We start from the raw sequence: 16,359 nt of genomic DNA on the forward strand, positions 1-16,359 counted from the left end.
AGATGTCGGGGGTCCCTGATCTGGGTGTATAGCTTGCCGTCGGAAAAGGTTCCGGCGCCGCCTTCCCCGAACTGGACGTTGGATTCCGGATTGAAAACGCGTTTCCGCCAAAATCTGAAGGTGTCCGTGGTACGCTCCCGCACCGTCTTTCCCCGCTCCAACAGGATGGGGCGAAAGCCCATCTGGGCGAGGAGCAGGCCGGCGAACAGGCCGCATGGCCCGGTGCCGACCACCACCGGTCTCTCCCTCAAGGGAGACCGGACACGAGCGATAAAACGGTATAGGGTGTCCGGTGCCCGACTGACGTTGGGATCCCCGGCAAGGCGTGCCAGGATTTCGTCTTCCTTCGGGCTGTTGACGTCAAGGGTGTAGATAAAGGTGATGCGGTTTTGCCGCCGGGCGTCGATGCTTCTCCGAAAGATGGTGTATCCCTCAAGGTGCTGGGTGCGTATGTCCAACCTCGTGAGGATGGCGTCCCGGAGCATACTCTCGGAATGGTTGATGGGAAGCCGCACTTGAGTAATGCGCAACATGCTGGTTTTTCCTATGCCGGCCTGGGTTCAGACGCCGGCGATAAAGCCGTACAACACTGCAGCGGTGATGGGGCGCGCAGAGGGGCGGCGTTCGTCTCATTCCATGTCGAATTCTTTGATGTCGAACCAGTAGCCGGTGCGGCTGACGAAGTCGAGTTCCGCCTGTACGATCTCGATGTGCTCATTTTCGATCTCCAAAAACCGTGAGAACATGGGCCGGGTATCATCCGTCATTTCATCGACCATCCTGCGATAGAACCGGCTGGTTTCCACCTCAACGGCCAGGGCCTTGGCAAGCATCCGTTTTTCATCGGTCCGATCCTCCTTGGACAGGGTCTCCTTCAGCACCGCCATCTCTTCCCGGATCACCCTTGCAGACGGAACGACGGATTTGAGGTCATCAATCCCGATCATACCGGTTTCGTTCCACTGCGCCAGTTTGTGGTGCAGGTAGTCGAGGTGCCGCTGTTCATCTTCGGCCAGAAGCGAGAAAACGCGAATGCCGGTCGGATCCCGGGTTGATGCCGCTGAATCCTGATATAGGTCCCGAATTTTAGTTTCGTAGACGATGGCCGCCTGTATCGCTTCAGTCGGTGTCATGGCATCTCCTTCGATGTCGGGTTAGGTGCCGTTACAGCCAGGTCCTTAACAAACGTATAGGGTTTTAACGGCGTCAGCTCGTTCCTGTTTAGCAGAAACGAATTTCCGGTACAAGCTTCTCTCGCTTTGCATTAAATGTCGAGAAGTGAGGATTTGAATTTTCATTGACCTGCCCCAGAGCGTAATGGTAATGATATAGCGCAATAAGATCAGATTCTTAATTCCGCCCCGGTCAATATCGACACGGATGCCGGGGCCGTCGATGTGTCGTCGCGGACCCGCGGTGGAAATGCGTGAAAAACCCGGACGGAAAGGGCAGGACAGATTTGAGAAGCATGGAGAAAGAGTGCGGCAGGATCAGCTTATGGACGGCGTCGACGGCATGGCTATATTTCAGGGTATCTCAGAAATCCTTCAGGCCGTTAGTCCGGCCGATTTTTAAGCAGCTTTTCGGTCTGTTTTTCCTTGGGACGATCATATTGACGATGGTGGCGCCGCGCTCCGGCTTTGCGGCGGAAGATATGGCGGCGCTGACAGCGGCCATGACGGAACATCTCGTATGTTATCCGATCGAACTGTTGGGTCACGAGAAACAGCAGCTGTCGGTGACCGACAAGGACCTCTGTCTGGCTGCCGCGTATCGCCGGACCGGTCTTCGACCCCTTTGGGTCACCCCCAAGGGGCCCGGGCCTGATGCCTCGGTGATCCTGTCTTTTCTCGTTCAGGCTGAAACAGAGGGGCTCGATCCGGGAAATTATGAGATTGACCAGATCTCATCGCTTTTCGCCGAACGCGACCCCAGAATGCTCGCTCGACTCGATACCTTGTTGACTTTTAATTTGATCAAATACATTCACGATGTCAGCTGGGGGCGCATCAAATCGCTTGACGCCGGAATCCTCCCGAATTCCGGGTCGTGTGACGGCGATATCGAAACTGCGACGAAAATGGAACAGATTCTCTCGGTTCCCGATCTGGGCGCCTATCTTGCCGCGTTGCCTCCGTCCCACCGATACTACCGCCAGCTGAAGACGGCACTGAAAACCTACCGCGCACTGGAGGCGGCAGGGGGCTGGCCTGCCATCCCACCCGGGCCGACCATCCGGCCGGGTGATCATGACGATCGGATGCCTGACATTTTTCGCCGTTTATCGGTAACGGGGGATCTGGATACAGGGTTTCAGCCCACTATGTATTACGAGCCCGCTTTGAAAAGCGCGATCTTGCGGTTTCAACGCCGACACGGCCTGACACCCGACGGCGTGATCGGTAAAAACACCTTCGCCGCTTTGAACATTTCAGTTTCCGATGCCGTCAAGCAGATCATTATCAACATGACGCGCTGGCGCTGGCAGGCGCATACCCTTGGTGAAAAATACGTCCTCGTCAATATCGCTAATTTCGATCTGACGGCGGTTGACGACGGTGTCGAAGTGCTCAGCTTTCCCGTTATCGTGGGAAAATTTCAGCATCAGACTCCCATCTTCAGCGACCGTATCCGCTATGTCGATATCAACCCGTACTGGAACGTCCCGCCAAGCATCGCCAAAAATGAAGAACTGCCAAAGCTCAGACGAGATCCGAATCACTTAAAGAAGCAGCATATACGACTCTTCTCCGGTTGGAGCGCCGAGGCTCACGAGATTGATTCCCGCACCGTCGATTGGCGCAATATGAGCCCCCAACGTATGGCGGGATTCAGGCTTCGTCAGGATCCCGGCCCTTGGAATGCCCTGGGCCGGATCAAATTTGTTTTTCCCAACCCATACGATGTCTACCTTCACGACACCCCCACCCAGAATCTGTTTACGCGGACCCAGAGAGATTTCAGTCATGGTTGCATACGCGTGAGCGATCCCATGGGGCTGGCCGCATTCCTGTTAACATCCGAGACGAGCGTCTTGACCAGAGAGGCGGTTCGCAGGATCGTTGAAAAACGAAAACGCACCGTCATTCGACTTCCGGAGCCGGTGCCCGTCCATATCACCTACCAGACTTCCTGGGTTGACAAAAACGGTATAATATATTTTAATAAAGACATCTACGGTCGTGACGACAAGCTCAGGCGTGCCATGTTCGCCGAATAGCCTGCTCCCCGGCCGCATAGACATCGGGTCGGCCATTGTGTTCCTACCAGCAGTATCGAAATGGCTATCGTCGTCAATTGAAACTCCAAAGAAAACGAAACAAAGGCAATCTCAAATGGTTAACATCAGTCGCCGGCGTTTCCTTGCCGTCTCTGCTCAGGCCGCAGCCGGAATACTCATCTGCCCACCGATGGAGTGTTGGGCGAGGGCGCCCAGAAAATTTCGGCTTTCATTTTTTCACACCCACACGGAAGAATGTTTAAAGATCGTTCATACCCCGGGACGATGTTCCCGATCGGTGGAGAAAAAAATCAGAGGGTTTCTTCGAGACTTTCGGACGGGAGACACCCATCCCATCGATCCCGGCCTCCTGGACATGCTTTGTAAAATTCAGGCGGCTACCGGAAGCCGAGGCACCATCGAAATCGTTTCGGGTTACCGATCGCCACAAACCAACCACCGTTTGCGCCAAAGCACCCGGGGCGTTGCCAAGAAAAGCTTTCACATGAAAGGTCGGGCCATTGATATCCGCATAGCGGATCTCTCCACCAGAAGACTCCGGGATACGGCGACTTCGCTGCGAAGCGGCGGAGTAGGCTATTATGCCAAGTCGGATTTCGTCCATTTGGACACCGGCGTATTCAGAACCTGGTAATGGGAATTTCTGTTGAGAGATCCCCAGGCACATCAGGGGGGTACAGATCAACGGATCGAGCATCATTTATCCGGTCGTAAGCGTTTTTTGTGCATAATTGGCCAACCCCCACAGATTGGCCTCCGGCTTTCGGATGAGCATTACCGGTATGCTTGAAACGTATCCGGAAAGGCGGCCTTTGGCCTTGAAAGACAGGACGAAGGCCGCCCTGGTCAAAAACGGACGGATTTTCGGGGCAATGCCGCCACCGATGTAGATGCCGCCTCCGGCCCCATACCGCATTGCCAGATTCCCGGCCTCGGCGCCTAGAATGGATACGAAAATTTCGACGGTTCTGACGGTGATTGCCGTTGCATCGGTACCGGATAGGGCATTCCGTGCAATTATCGCGGCAGGGTCCTCTGCTGTTTCGATTCGCTTTTTCAACCATGACGGTTCAAAACAGATGCGTTTGTCTGCGAGGTACCGGTAGATGTTGCAGATGCCGGGACCTGAGCAGACCCGTTCATAGCTGACGTGGTTCCCGCGTTTCAGGAGGAAGTCCAGAAGGCCGATCTCCATGGCATTGGTAGGGGCAAAATCAGCGTGCCCGCCTTCGGAGGGGAAGACCTGAAAACCGTTTTCAGAAGGCACCAGGAACGATTCTCCCAATCCGGTTCCCGGTGCGATGAGGGCTGCGGGAGATCGAAGGCAGCGCTTTCCGGAATGGATGATCTCGATGTCGTTTTCCCCCAACACCTCTATGGCATAGCCCAGGGCCTCGACGTCGTTGATAATCCTGACCTCGGAAAACCCTATGGCTGTTTTAAGCTTTTTGGCATTGATGGTCCAGGTCAGGTTGGTAGCGCCGGCAGAATCTTCAGTCACCGGCCCCGCAACGCCGATGACGACGGCTTTGGGAAGAATTCCCAGCGAACTCCGGTAGTTTTGGATGATCTTATCAATTCCGGGATAGACCCGGCTCTCATAGATTTTGATGCCTTGCGGGAAGATATTTCCGTTCGGACCATTGCAAACGGCCAGTCGGGTGTGGGTACCGCCCACATCGATCAACAGAGCGCCGCCATCGTTCCCATCCATTGATTCAGCTGTCCTTACGATGACATTGCCGGTATATGTGAACTCAGCGCTGATCTATGTGATATCGCCATGGTAAATGTGCCTTGCTGTCGGTTGTATCAGCCGGAATCCCCAACAGTCGATCCGATACCCCGGTATTGATTCTGACTGCAGAGAAACGCAGACGCTGTTCCGGGCTTGAAAGTGAGTCGTGTTTTTCGGGAAGGACGGGAGATGCGCCCATACGTGAATTAAGCCGGGTATGCGTATTTCGTGCTGCCGATTATGGGCTTGCATATCCGCTGCCGATGGCTGAAAGCGGCAGATTCAGCTCCAACTCCGGCACCCTGAGGGCGATCCAGGCGGTAAAGGTGTTGCTGTTGGGCCCTGGAAAGACCTTGTAGATCGTTTTCCATGGATAGGCGCGGGCGGCCTCGTCCACGGCGTCGATAAGATCATCGACGCCCGGTCCCCGGTGCTCCCTGAGGATGCGGGGCTTCTCGCCGAACCAGTAACGGTCGGGGACGTCCCGGGCGATCCGCATGACCGGAAGACCACGATATTCCCGCCAACCCACCACGTCGTACACGGTGTATTCGCTTTCGCCGGTTCGTTTGGCGGCGATCCATGTGTGGATGGCGAACCAACCCCGCCAACCCCAGGCGTCGGCACCGTAGACCTGCAGCACCGCTTCACGCGTGAGAGAAGGATCCGGAGCGATCCCCGCCGATTCTCGGCTGGCGGTGCGCCAGTCCTTACCGGAAAAACAGCCCGACAGCATCGATCCCGTCAGCACAACTATTGCGAATGACCTTAAAAGATCCATCTTCTTATATCGCGGGTGCTTCCCTTCCGGTGTTAACGGCCGATAGGGACGGGGTGATGCCCGCATCACCCCCCTGCCGGTACCTGAACGAGCCGGACGGCGATTGAGCCGTAACGGACCTCACCGGACGTCGAAGGTTGTATTCAGAAAAATATAATTACTATAATGGAATAGAATGTCAAGCCGTTACAGGACGAATCCGATTGAGTCGCCTGCCATCGTGTCCGAAGGTTATGTCAACTTAAGCTCAGAGGTACAGTTCGGGCAACGCGTCGCCTTGATGGGAATATCTGTGAAGCAGTTCGGACATTGCTTAGTCGTGGGTTCGGGTGGTGCTTCCTCTTTTTTGACCAGTCGGTTCATCTGCTTGATAACCATGAAGATGGCAAACGCGACGATGAGAAAATCCAGGACGGTGTTGATAAAGACGCCATAATTGATGGCTACGGCTTCCGCATCGGCTGTCTTGTCCTTAAGCGTGACGGCCAGGTTCGAAAAATCGACATTCCCCATGAGCATACCGATGGGCGGCATGATGACGTCGTTCACCAGAGAACTGACAATCTTGCCGAACGCGCCGCCGATGATAATGCCTACGGCCATGTCGACGACATTGCCCCGCATGGCAAATTCCTTGAATTCCTTAATCATTCCCATGTGCTGATCCCTTTCGTTTTGTGTGATTTGATCGTGCCGTTCGAATTTTTGATGCTTATGTCCTGCTTCATTCAGTTACGGAAGCGTTTGATCCCAAGGGGAAGTCCGGTGCTGTGGCCAACGACGCCACCTCAATTCCGGCGCCGATGCCCAACACGAAAAAACCATCTGCCGAATTGAACAATTGGGGTTTCATATCTCATAGTTCATGAGATTCTCCTTTTTAGAGAAAATGTCAATTCATATTTTGATAATTCGGAAAAAAAGGATAGCTGCGGAGGTATCGGCTTTAAGATCGTTCAGGGCCGGGCGATGGATCCGGAGGGCGTCAATGACTTCCGCGGTGCGACGGTGCTGCACAAACAGGTCGACATTATAATGATGAGATTTCAGGACTTGATGTCCGAAGCCGCCGAGTGTCTCGGAAGGTAGATCCGAAATGTCGTTCCCATTCCCGGTTCGCTTTCTACCCGGATAGACCCCTTGTTCTGTTTTACAATACCGTAGATGGTCGGAAGCCCCAGCCCGGTTCCCCGGCCCACCGGTTTCGTAGTGAAAAAGGGTTCGAACAGGTTGTCTATGCTCTCCTGGTCCATGCCGCTGCCGTTGTCGCCTACGGCCAGCATCACGTATGCACCGGGGCGGTGCTCCGGATCCTCGACGCACTGGAGCGGTTCAAAGACACGGGTTCCCGTTTGGATCGTCACCCGGCCGCTCCTTCCGCTCATGGCGTCCCGAGCGTTTACGCACAGGTTGACCAGGATCTGATCGATCTGACCGGGATCGATCCGCAACGGCCAGATCTTTGCAGCGGGCAGCCAGTGCAGGTCGATGTCCTCTCCGATGATCCGGCGCAGCGTTTGGAGCATTCCCTCCACTTTATCGTTCAGGTCAAGCACTCTGGGGGTCACGGGTTGCTTCCGTGCAAAGGCCAGCAGCTGTCGGGTCAGATGGGCGAGACGCTCAGCGGCCTTCTGGATTTCATGCAGACTTTCGAAGAGCGGTTGGCACGGGTCGACCTGCTCCAGGGCAAGCTCGGAATAACCGAGAATCACGCCCAGCATGTTGTTGAAATCATGGGCCACTCCGCCGGCCAGGCGACCCACCGATTCCATCTTTTGAGCCTGAAAAAGTTGGGCCTGGAGTTTAGCGGCTCTCTCCTCGGCTTTTTTGCGGGCTGTGATGTCTTGATTCACCCCGTAGGTTCTGACCGTCTTGCCCTGTGCATTTTTGACGACAAAGAAACGAACGGCGATATGCCCGACGGTTCCGTCGGCATAGAGAATCCGATGCTCGATCCGGCTGTCATGGGAGACTTCAATGGTGTGAAGGGCTTTTCGAATCTGATCGCTCACCACCCAACGGTCCTCCGGATGAACAAATCGCTCGGCATAGTCGCTGGATGACATGGTGTAGCCGCCCATCTGTTCGGCGGTGACGCGATAGATTTTGTAAAAGGCATCGTCAAAAATGAATTGATCAGAAGCGACGTCGTATTCCCAGTATCCCAGGAGAGCCATTTCCACGGCTTGGGAAAGCCTTTCCTGAAGCCTCCGCTGGGTCTCTTCCATCCGCTTGTGCCCGGTGATGTCGCGTGTTACCCCTTGAAGACCGATCGGTTTTCCCTGTTCATCCCGCACGAAGGAGACGTTCACGGCAATCCATATGAGGCCGCCGTCGGCCCGGTAATGCTGCATTTCTATCAGACGGGAGCGGTTTTTATCGCAATTCGGATCGGCTTCCTTTTCCAACTCCTCGGCCAGGGCGGTACGGAGCTGCTTCAGATGTTCGGATGGAATCTTCTCTTCCATGCTTTTTTGAAGGTGGGCCTCTACGGATTCCCCCAGCATTCTTTCCACTGACGGGCTGACATAGGTTGTTTTCAGGTCAAGATCCGAAACCCAGACCACATCGGAGATGTTTTCGGCAATGCGGCGATACCGGGCTTCGCCGGCCTTCAGGGCAGCCAGGTTTTTCCGCTCTTTCTCCTCGATTCTCCGGGCGTGGATTATGGCGGCGCATGCCTGGGTCAAAGGGGTGATGAACTCCGCGACTTCCTCGGTGTAATCGGTTGGGCGGTTGGCCACGCCCACCATGCCGATGATTTCGGCGCCCAAATAAAGTGGAATTCCCAAATAACGGACGATCGGCGGATGGCCTTCGGGAATCCCTTTGTACAGGGGGTCTCGAGAGGCGTTATTGGCCAGGATGGCCCGACCCTTGATAACAGGCGCTCCGGACAGGTTGTCGAGATTGTGAAATTCGAGATTATGGGCTTTCAGCGCTTCATAGAGGCGATGGGACTCGCTGCTCCAGGAAATGTCGGATAACGCCAGACTTTTTTTGTAGGGATTTCCATCGATATCGTACAGCACCTCGTCGAGAAAACCGAAGGCGCTTTCGGTGGCTTGCACCAGGATGTCGAGCATCCGGCCATAGATCTGTTCGGGATCGTGGCCGGAGATGAACAATTCCAGGGTTTGGCGGACGGCAGCCAGTAAATCGTTTTGCCGCTTCAGAGTTTGTTTTGTTGTAAATTTCGACGATGATCTCTTCGGTACGGTTGCATTTATCGGGGTTTTCATATTCCTTCCACATGGCATCAGGCTTCATGAGCCTGACGCGCTGCATGAACCCTGGAAACATGACTTTTTGACCTTTACAGTTTTGGGATCAACCGGAATTTAAATGCGGCTTCTCGATGCAACCTCTTGGGACGAATTTCTTTTCAGGGTTTTTAATCCATAGGGGCAGACAGCCGAACAGATGCCGCAATTGTGCCCGTTGTGATACGCGGGATAGTGCTTCTTTTTCCATTGGTCACAGGCTTGTGCGTCCAATATCGCCGTTCTGGGCAGCCCGGGATGCCATGTTCCGCCTTTCAGGGCCTTTGCAGGACAAGCCTCTACGCAGCGCATGCAACGGCCGCAGAAATTTTTCTCCACGGCAGGTCCGCAGGGCAGGGGGATGTCGCTGAAAACAGTCCCAAGCCGTACCCACGGCCCAAAGGGGCGCGTGATGATCTGGCAATGGCGACCCACCCACCCTATCCCTGCTCTGGTGGCCGCCGTCTTGTGGGGAAAATCCCCCTTGATGTTGATCCGGTCTGTCCGGTCTGAAACCGCCAGGGGTTTGGATCGGAATCCCCTGCTTTTGATTTCGGCCGACAGCGCTTGCGATAGTTCATGGATACGGTTGTTTACCCTGGCATATTCATCGGCGTATGCTGAGTTGGGGCCGTTTTGGATGCCGGCCATGATGCGAGGCGTCATGGGGATCGCCCATGACAACGCAAGGGGAAAACTTTTACCTTGCAAATCAAGGGGCGTGGTAAATCCCCGAAGGTCCGCCGCACCCCACAGGATGATCTTTCGTGTCGCCATCCATTCCGTCAGCCATTTTGGGAAGACGTGTGAACCATCCGACATGAAACAATTCTTTTCATTGCGTGTTGATTCAGGTGCTGTACTCAAGCGATCTTTGCCCCTCTTTTTTCAAGCAGTTCCCTCAGTATCGAGCGATGACAACGGGATTCGTCCTCGCAGTAGCAGCCGATGGAAAAATGGGTCTGATGAGAGAGTGCCGCGAGCAGATCGAGATCCCGCTTCGCTTCGGATGATTTCATTTCAGCGATGAATCTGCGTTTGAACGTCTTCCAGGAAGTTTCGTCCCTGAGAGGCGAGGCCTCTTTCAACAGCGCCTCGCTGGGGGCGAGATTTGGAAACCAGACGTCATAGAAGTTTTTCGAGGCATAGTCCGATTTTTTTACACCCCGTGGGGGGCGCCGAACCGTGCCGATACGCAATCCTTCGTCCTGCCCTCTCGGGCTGCCCAATCTGATAATCCTTATCGTCATTTTGGCTCCACACCGGTTGTTGTTCAGATCCTCTCGCAGTCCGCATCATCCGGTGCAATATCTTTCATCCTCTGCAGCGGACGATACGTATATATAATGCCGCAACTCACCAGAAGACAAGAAGGATGTTGAATCATTGTTTGCCGGCGTTCTGTGAACGGGATTTTTGTTCCCACCCCTGGGATCATCGTGGTAGTGTTTGGCGATAAAAATCTGGGGCCATCGTCCCCGACCGATTGGACAACCTTTAAAACGGGTTTGGTCGGGGGATTCGGGTCTGATCAATGAAAAAAACAGGGGTGCTGGAAAATGAAGCGGATACAGGCTGCCATGCATGAAAATCTCATGATCGCAATGGATGCGTTCCGGAAATTGCCCGGGAAAAAAATGCAGGCTGCGGAAATGCGGATCAGAGAAATTATCTTCCTGAAATATCAGATGGAAGCCATTGCAGACCAAAAGGGATATTCCCAGGCCTGCAGGAATTTCATTCCCATATGCAAAGGGGAGTGCTGCAAATGGCATTTCCCGGGAAACCTGACCCATCTGGATTTCTTTGCCGCAATATTTGATATGTCGGAGGCTGAGCAGGCAACGATGGCGGAATTGATCCTCAACAATCATAAGCACCAGTGTCCTGTGTTACTTGAGACCGGATGTTTTCTGTCATTCGAACGGCGGCCTGTTATCTGTACAAACGCCTATCCCTGTTTTCATGACCAATCGTACTGGAATGCAAAAGAGCGGCAAAATATTCTGTTTAAAAAGGCATTTGATTCTCTTGAAGCTATCGTTCCGTTCCAGAATGACAGGACCGTTGAATGATCATTCAACTGTCGACTTTCATGATGGTGAGCGGATAGATGTGCCGGGAGATTTCCCTTTGCCCTGTAGATCCGAAAGGTAATATTCAACCCTGGATACCCCATCCGTGCCTTTTTAATATGCAGGTTGTTTTCATCTCGGTCTTCGATGGTGAACCGTCCCTGGGAGGCTTTTTGTGATCTTGCCCAGGTACTTTTGGTAACTATTGTAAAAGTGATTCTCTCTTCACCCGTTAATGTTCCGGATCGAGTACGAATTCCTGCCCAACGTTTCAAATCAGCCGCGCGGCTTTTTGTGTCGGCCGATTTTCATGGTCGGATGTTGTGATGTGATCACTCAATGAACTCTCCGATTACACTATGCTTTAATTTGATCTGATGAATAAGGCGGTCGTATTTATGAATTCGAATTACCGCGCGAACAATCATATAGCTGCCAAAAACGATTAAAATAAGATTGAGCGCCCCCAATGGAACAAGAAAATGTAATACGTGTAGAACGTTATAATATTTTGAGGTAGCTATCAGCACGCTCAATACCGACAAAGGCAACGCTAACATAGCTATCCCTGTCCGCATCACGGCTAAAGATGTGCGCTTTTCTGCCAGGATTAGCTGCACCTCATTGATTACTATTGAATCACTGTTGTATGTAGCGTTGGTCAAAACGCATTCCTTTTTAATAGATCTCGTTATCCAACGTCGGGCGTCTCTGATTCAGTGCTACCGCTTCAAACCGTGCGCTCAAAGCGCCCGTTGCATATGGAAATGCCGTGCTGCAGGCCAAACATACCATAGAGACCATTGTCCAGACGTTGATTCTCCACCAGAGCGAACGGGCCGCAGTTCGCCGCCAGGTTGGTCAACAGGCGGGCGATGAATTCGTAAATTTGGCTGCCGAACAAAAACCCGGCAATTCCTCAAGACGGCCAATACGGTTTGAAATGCGCATGATCAGTTGTAACTTGCTCGAGTCGCTTCATCACTCATCGTCGGCGCAACAAGGGGCTTCCAATCAGGGTTTTCCCAGGTCCCAAGATCCGTATGCATATCAAGATATTTTTTCGGTATCGGGTGGGTGCCTACAACGACAGTTAACTGATAGCGTTTTTCGAGAAAGGTTTTGAATGTATTGATGTGGGGACAGGGCGGATAACCCACAACAAGGCCGGTAGCTAAATGAATAACTTCTGCGCCGTTCCTCACCATTTCCTCACCCGCATATTCAATGTTTCCACCAGGACAGCCGTCGCATGATGTAAAACCAACCAACTCGAGTTCCGTGTCCGTGTATCTGCTGAAAGCACCCTCCTTACTTTTCATCGCCCGGAAACATTTACCACCGGCACAGCGGCGATAACGATCGCAAATAATTATTCCGATCTTTGTCTTCGAATTCATCTCATTTCCTTTCGATTTCAACCATTACCTTCGGGGTAGAGGCAACCCTATGTGTGAACCCTGTCAATACGCATCCTCACTGCGACGGCGGCACCCTCCGGGCATACGAACGGATTTCGCCCACGGCCGCCTCCACGGCCCGGACGACCTCGCCCCGCCGCAGGACATCACGCATGGTTTGGATGTCGATGTAGAGGTCCCGGTCCTCGGCCATGTAGGGCACGTAGCGTCGGATGACCCGGTAGGCGGCGTGGGTGCCTCTGCCGCCGGTCATTGGCTGTTTCTTCTGGAGCAGATCGTATGCCTGGGCTGCGCAGAGCAGCTCGATGGCCACGACGTGTTCGACGTTGTCGAGGATTTCCCGGGTCTGCCGCATGGCAATCGATCCCATGCTGACGTGATCCTCCTTGTTGGCCGAGGTGGGGATCGAATCGATGCAGGCCGGGTGGGCCAGTACCTTGTTTTCGGAAACCAGCGCCGCGGCCACATACTGGCCGATCATGTAGCCGGAGTTGAGACCGCCGTGCTCGGTCAAAAAAGCGGGGAGGTCACTGAGCTGAGGGTTGACCAGTCGTTCGATGCGTCGTTCGGAGACGCTTCCCAGTTCCGCGAGACCCATGGACAGATAGTCCGCCGCCATGGCCACCGGCTGGCCGTGGAAATTGCCGCCAAGGCGAATCTCTTCGGTGTCGGCGAAGATCAGGGGGTTGGTGGTGGTGGCATTGATTTCGATGTCGATGACGCGCCTGGCATGGGCCAGCGCGTCCTTGCTCGCCCCGTGAATCTGGGGCGAGCATCTCAGGGTATAGGCGTCCTGGAGCCGCGCACACCCTTTGTGAGAGGCCATGATCTCGCTGTCTGCCGTGAGCCGGAGCATGTTGTCGGCCGTGAGGATCTGGCCCGGGTGGGGGCGCACCTGATGGATGCGGGGATCGAACTCGGAACTGCTCCCCATGAGCACCTCCAGGGTCATGGCGCAGGCGATGTCGGCCATCTTGGAAATGCGGACGGCGTCGTGGACCACCAGGGCGCCCATGCCGGTCATGACCTGGGTACCGTTGATGAGAGCGAGCCCTTCGCCGGCCGCCAGCTTGAGGGGTGGAAGATTGATGGCTGAAAGTGCTGCCGCCCCGGGCATCCGACACCCCTTGAAAACGGCCTCGCCCCGGCCGATGAGCACCAGGCCGAGGTGGGCCGTTGGCGCCAGGTCGCCGGATGCGCCTACCGACCCTTTTTCGGGAATGACCGGAGTAAGCCCTGCGTTGAGGAACGTGATGAGGTAGCGGAGGGTTTCCATCCGGCAACCGGAATAGCCCAGCGAGAGGTCGTGGACCCGAAGGGCCATAATGGCCCGAACCACCTCCTCGGGCAGGGGATCGCCGACGCCCGCGGCGTGACTCATGAGGACATTTTCCTGGAGCTTCCGGGTTTCGGTTTCGGAGATGGAGACGTCGCATAGGGCTCCAAAGCCCGTCGTGATTCCATAGATGACCTTCTTCTCCTTTACCCATCGGGCGATAAGCCGACTCGTCTTTTCGACCCGGCCTTCGCCGACCGGGGATATCGAAACCGGCGCCCGATCCCGGGCTACGGCCACCAGGTCGTCGATGGTGATTTCATCTTTGTCCAGATAGATTTTCGGCATCGACAGCATCCTTTCTCAGATCAGAACCATCGACATCAGAAAACACGCTTCCCGCGCTTGTAGACGGCGGTGATCGGCGAGACGCCGGCATGGTAGGCCAGGATCGTTGGAGAATCTCCATCCAGGAGCAGAAAATCCGCCTGTTTGCCCGGATCAAGACTGCCCACGGAACGGGCCATGCCTATGGCGTAGGCGGCGTTGAGCGTACCTGCCGTCAACGCCTCGAAGGGGGTCATGAACATGTTGACCACTGCTAGGCCTATAACGAAAGGCATTGACTCGGTATAGCTTGACCCGGGGTTGCAGTCGGTGGCCAGGGCCACGGCCAGACCGGCGTCGATCATGTGTCTCGCCCGGGCGTAGGGTTTTCTGAGGCTGTAGGCCGTTGCCGGCAGGAGGACGGCCGTCACTCCGGCCTCGACCATGCGCTGGAGGTTGTCATCGGAGGCCGCCAGGAGATGATCGGCGGAGGCGGCCCCGAGAGCCGCAGCCAATGCCGCTCCCCCCAGATCGTGGACCTCGTCGGCATGAATCCTGACGCCTAGGCCCGCCGTCCGTGCGGCTTCGAGGATTCGTCGTGCCTGGTCAATGGAAAAGACGCCCTTTTCGCAGAAGACGTCGCAGAATCGCGCGATTCCCTGCTCCCGGATCTCGGGGATCATCTCACCCACCACGAGATCCACGAAGGCGTCGGCGCGGTCCCTGTACTCCACCGGAACGGCATGTGCGCCCAGGAAAGTGGGGACGACGTCCAGGGGCATTTCGCGGCCGAGACGGTCGATAACCCGGAGCATTTTGAGTTCGGTTGCGGTGTCTAGCCCGTACCCGCTCTTGATCTCGATGGTGGTGGTGCCGAGACGGAGGGCCGTCTGGACCCGGCGGCGGCTTGCCTCGAAAAGCGCTTCTTCCGAGGCATTCCGGACCGTCTTCACCGACGATAGAATGCCCCCCCCCATGGCCAGGATTTCCATGTAGGGGGTTCCGGCCATGCGCAGCTCGAATTCCGCTTCCCGCAGTTCGGTAAAACACATGTGGGTGTGGGGATCGACGAAGCCGGGGATCATGGTGCGCCCCCGACAGTCGACGACTTCGTCGATCATCCCCATGACGGTCCGACCCCGCACGATGTCCATGTCCCCGACATCAGTGATGAGGCCGTTGCCCACGAGGAGGGCGCCCCGGTCATGGATACGGATTTTCCCCTGATCTTTTCCGGCGGCGGGGATGCCTGCGTCAACAGGCGAGAAGATGCGGGCGTTCTTAAAGAGCTGTGCGGTCATGTGTCGTCGCCCATGGCAGCCAATAGCCGCAGTTCGGTCACCTGATCGAGGTGAAAACCCGCCGCCTGCAGGTAATAGGCCGCGCTTTGGATGAAGGCCCCCGCCGAGACCATGCCCGGGATGTCGGTCAAGGCCACCTCGACCCCCCAGCCGCGGGCTTCCATGCGCACCATCTCGAGAATCCGGTAGAGCGGCACGACAGCCGGGTCCAGTATGGTGAATCGAATCTGGGTCATGTCACGGTCTTCGATGGCCCGGGCGTTTGCCTTGACATGACAGGGCCCCCCGGCATGGACCGTTACGGCTTCGGCGATCTTGACGGCCACGGCGATATCGGCCGTGCGAAGATTGACATGAAAATATAGGGGACGCTTGCCGACGCCGACGGCCGTCGCTCCGGCGGTGGGATGAAGCCTGGGTTCACCTATATCCGGCCGGCGCTTGGGCGCGGAGGCCTCGATTTTCAGGAGATCATACCCGCCCCTCCGGAGATCCGCCGGACATCGTCGTTCATGACGTATGGCCGCTTCGCCGAAAAAATAGACGGGGATCTCCGTCTCATGGAAAAGGCGCCGGCCAAAGTCCCGGGCCAAGGTTGTGCAAGCTTCCATGGAGATGTTCGTTACCGGCGCGAAGGGGATCATGTCTACAGCGCCGATACCCAGGTGCAGACCCGTGTAGGCGTTCATGTCGATGGTTTCCAGGGCGATTCTGGCCGCGGCCATGAGGGCTTCCTGCACGGGTCCGGGTCTGCCCGCCAGGGAAATCGTCAAGTGGTTCTCTTCGCCGTCGGACCGATGGTCCAGGAGGTGACACCCCGGGGTGGTCCGGAATGGGTTCAGGATAGCGTCGATCACATCGTGCCGTCGTCCTTCGCTGAAACAGGGGGTACATTCGATCAACTGGATTGCCATGACGCTTCTCCTTTATCATTTC

At 55.4% G+C, this 16,359-nt stretch carries 17 protein-coding genes (1 of these 17 running past the window's edge); 2 read left to right on the plus strand and 15 right to left on the minus strand.

The genetic code is table 11. From position 1 onward, the window contains the following. Positions 1 to 533: the 5' end (the start) of an NAD(P)/FAD-dependent oxidoreductase gene (locus tag dmul_RS06815; RefSeq protein ID WP_020878278.1), read on the minus strand. It extends 1,093 nt beyond the left edge of the window; 533 of the gene's 1,626 nt are visible here — the first part of the coding sequence; its start codon is at positions 531 to 533; its stop codon lies off the left edge, out of view. Positions 534 to 629: 96 nt separating this feature from the next. Then, entirely contained in the window at positions 630 to 1,133 is a 504-nt protein-coding gene (locus dmul_RS06820; protein ID WP_020878279.1) for a ferritin family protein, read from the minus strand. Between the two features lie 335 nt (positions 1,134 to 1,468). Between dmul_RS06820 and dmul_RS06825 the strand changes: the two genes are divergently transcribed. Further along, the gene (locus dmul_RS06825) at positions 1,469 to 3,220 is read left to right on the plus strand and encodes a L,D-transpeptidase family protein (RefSeq protein ID WP_020878280.1); all 1,752 of its coding nucleotides are present in this window, start codon (positions 1,469 to 1,471) and stop codon (positions 3,218 to 3,220) included. 190 nt (positions 3,221 to 3,410) lie between these two features. Next, positions 3,411 to 3,875 carry a YcbK family protein gene (locus tag dmul_RS06830; RefSeq protein WP_234979168.1) on the plus strand — a complete coding sequence of 155 codons (465 nt, stop codon included), beginning with the start codon at positions 3,411 to 3,413 and terminating at the stop codon, positions 3,873 to 3,875. Between the two features lie 66 nt (positions 3,876 to 3,941). On the opposite strand, the gene glk is transcribed toward dmul_RS06830, so the two are convergent. From glk to ftcD, 13 genes are all read right to left on the minus strand, one after another. Further along, on the minus strand, positions 3,942 to 4,955 hold the full coding sequence (gene glk / locus dmul_RS06835; RefSeq protein ID WP_020878282.1) for a glucokinase: 1,014 nt from the start codon (positions 4,953 to 4,955) through the stop codon (positions 3,942 to 3,944). Between the two features lie 262 nt (positions 4,956 to 5,217). Beyond that, positions 5,218 to 5,760, minus strand: coding sequence for a DUF3750 domain-containing protein (locus tag dmul_RS06840; RefSeq protein WP_052018602.1), 543 nt, complete (start codon positions 5,758 to 5,760; stop codon positions 5,218 to 5,220). Between the two features lie 231 nt (positions 5,761 to 5,991). Next, a complete protein-coding gene (gene mscL / locus dmul_RS06845; protein WP_020878284.1) occupies positions 5,992 to 6,417 on the minus strand; it encodes a large-conductance mechanosensitive channel protein MscL in 426 nt (141 codons plus the stop codon). A gap of 389 nt (positions 6,418 to 6,806) precedes the next feature. Continuing rightward, the gene (locus dmul_RS06850; RefSeq protein WP_020878286.1) at positions 6,807 to 9,002 is read right to left on the minus strand and encodes a PAS domain S-box protein; all 2,196 of its coding nucleotides are present in this window, start codon (positions 9,000 to 9,002) and stop codon (positions 6,807 to 6,809) included. 99 nt (positions 9,003 to 9,101) lie between these two features. Further along, entirely contained in the window at positions 9,102 to 9,845 is a 744-nt protein-coding gene (locus tag dmul_RS06855; RefSeq protein ID WP_020878287.1) for a 4Fe-4S double cluster binding domain-containing protein, read from the minus strand. 41 nt (positions 9,846 to 9,886) lie between these two features. Next, a complete protein-coding gene (locus dmul_RS06860; protein WP_020878288.1) occupies positions 9,887 to 10,273 on the minus strand; it encodes a DUF488 domain-containing protein in 387 nt (128 codons plus the stop codon). A gap of 45 nt (positions 10,274 to 10,318) precedes the next feature. After that, the gene (locus dmul_RS20160) at positions 10,319 to 10,897 is read right to left on the minus strand and encodes a hypothetical protein (protein ID WP_144016516.1); all 579 of its coding nucleotides are present in this window, start codon (positions 10,895 to 10,897) and stop codon (positions 10,319 to 10,321) included. A 533-nt stretch (positions 10,898 to 11,430) separates the two neighbouring features. Then, entirely contained in the window at positions 11,431 to 11,763 is a 333-nt protein-coding gene (locus dmul_RS06870) for a YidH family protein (RefSeq protein ID WP_020878290.1), read from the minus strand. 65 nt (positions 11,764 to 11,828) lie between these two features. Further along, positions 11,829 to 12,002, minus strand: coding sequence for a hypothetical protein (locus dmul_RS20165; RefSeq protein ID WP_020878291.1), 174 nt, complete (start codon positions 12,000 to 12,002; stop codon positions 11,829 to 11,831). A gap of 49 nt (positions 12,003 to 12,051) precedes the next feature. After that, positions 12,052 to 12,498, minus strand: coding sequence for a CGGC domain-containing protein (locus tag dmul_RS06875; RefSeq protein ID WP_020878292.1), 447 nt, complete (start codon positions 12,496 to 12,498; stop codon positions 12,052 to 12,054). A gap of 76 nt (positions 12,499 to 12,574) precedes the next feature. After that, positions 12,575 to 14,143, minus strand: coding sequence for a histidine ammonia-lyase (hutH, locus tag dmul_RS06880; RefSeq protein WP_020878293.1), 1,569 nt, complete (start codon positions 14,141 to 14,143; stop codon positions 12,575 to 12,577). Positions 14,144 to 14,178: 35 nt separating this feature from the next. Beyond that, positions 14,179 to 15,423, minus strand: a complete 1,245-nt coding sequence (gene hutI, locus dmul_RS06885; protein WP_020878294.1) for an imidazolonepropionase — start codon at positions 15,421 to 15,423, stop codon at positions 14,179 to 14,181. Continuing rightward, positions 15,420 to 16,337, minus strand: a complete 918-nt coding sequence (gene ftcD / locus dmul_RS06890; protein ID WP_020878295.1) for a glutamate formimidoyltransferase — start codon at positions 16,335 to 16,337, stop codon at positions 15,420 to 15,422. The genes hutI and ftcD overlap by 4 nt, the downstream gene beginning before the upstream one ends. Between the last annotated feature and the right edge of the window lie 22 nt (positions 16,338 to 16,359).

This window comes from Desulfococcus multivorans (assembly GCF_001854245.1).
GTDB lineage: Bacteria > Desulfobacterota > Desulfobacteria > Desulfobacterales > Desulfococcaceae > Desulfococcus > Desulfococcus multivorans.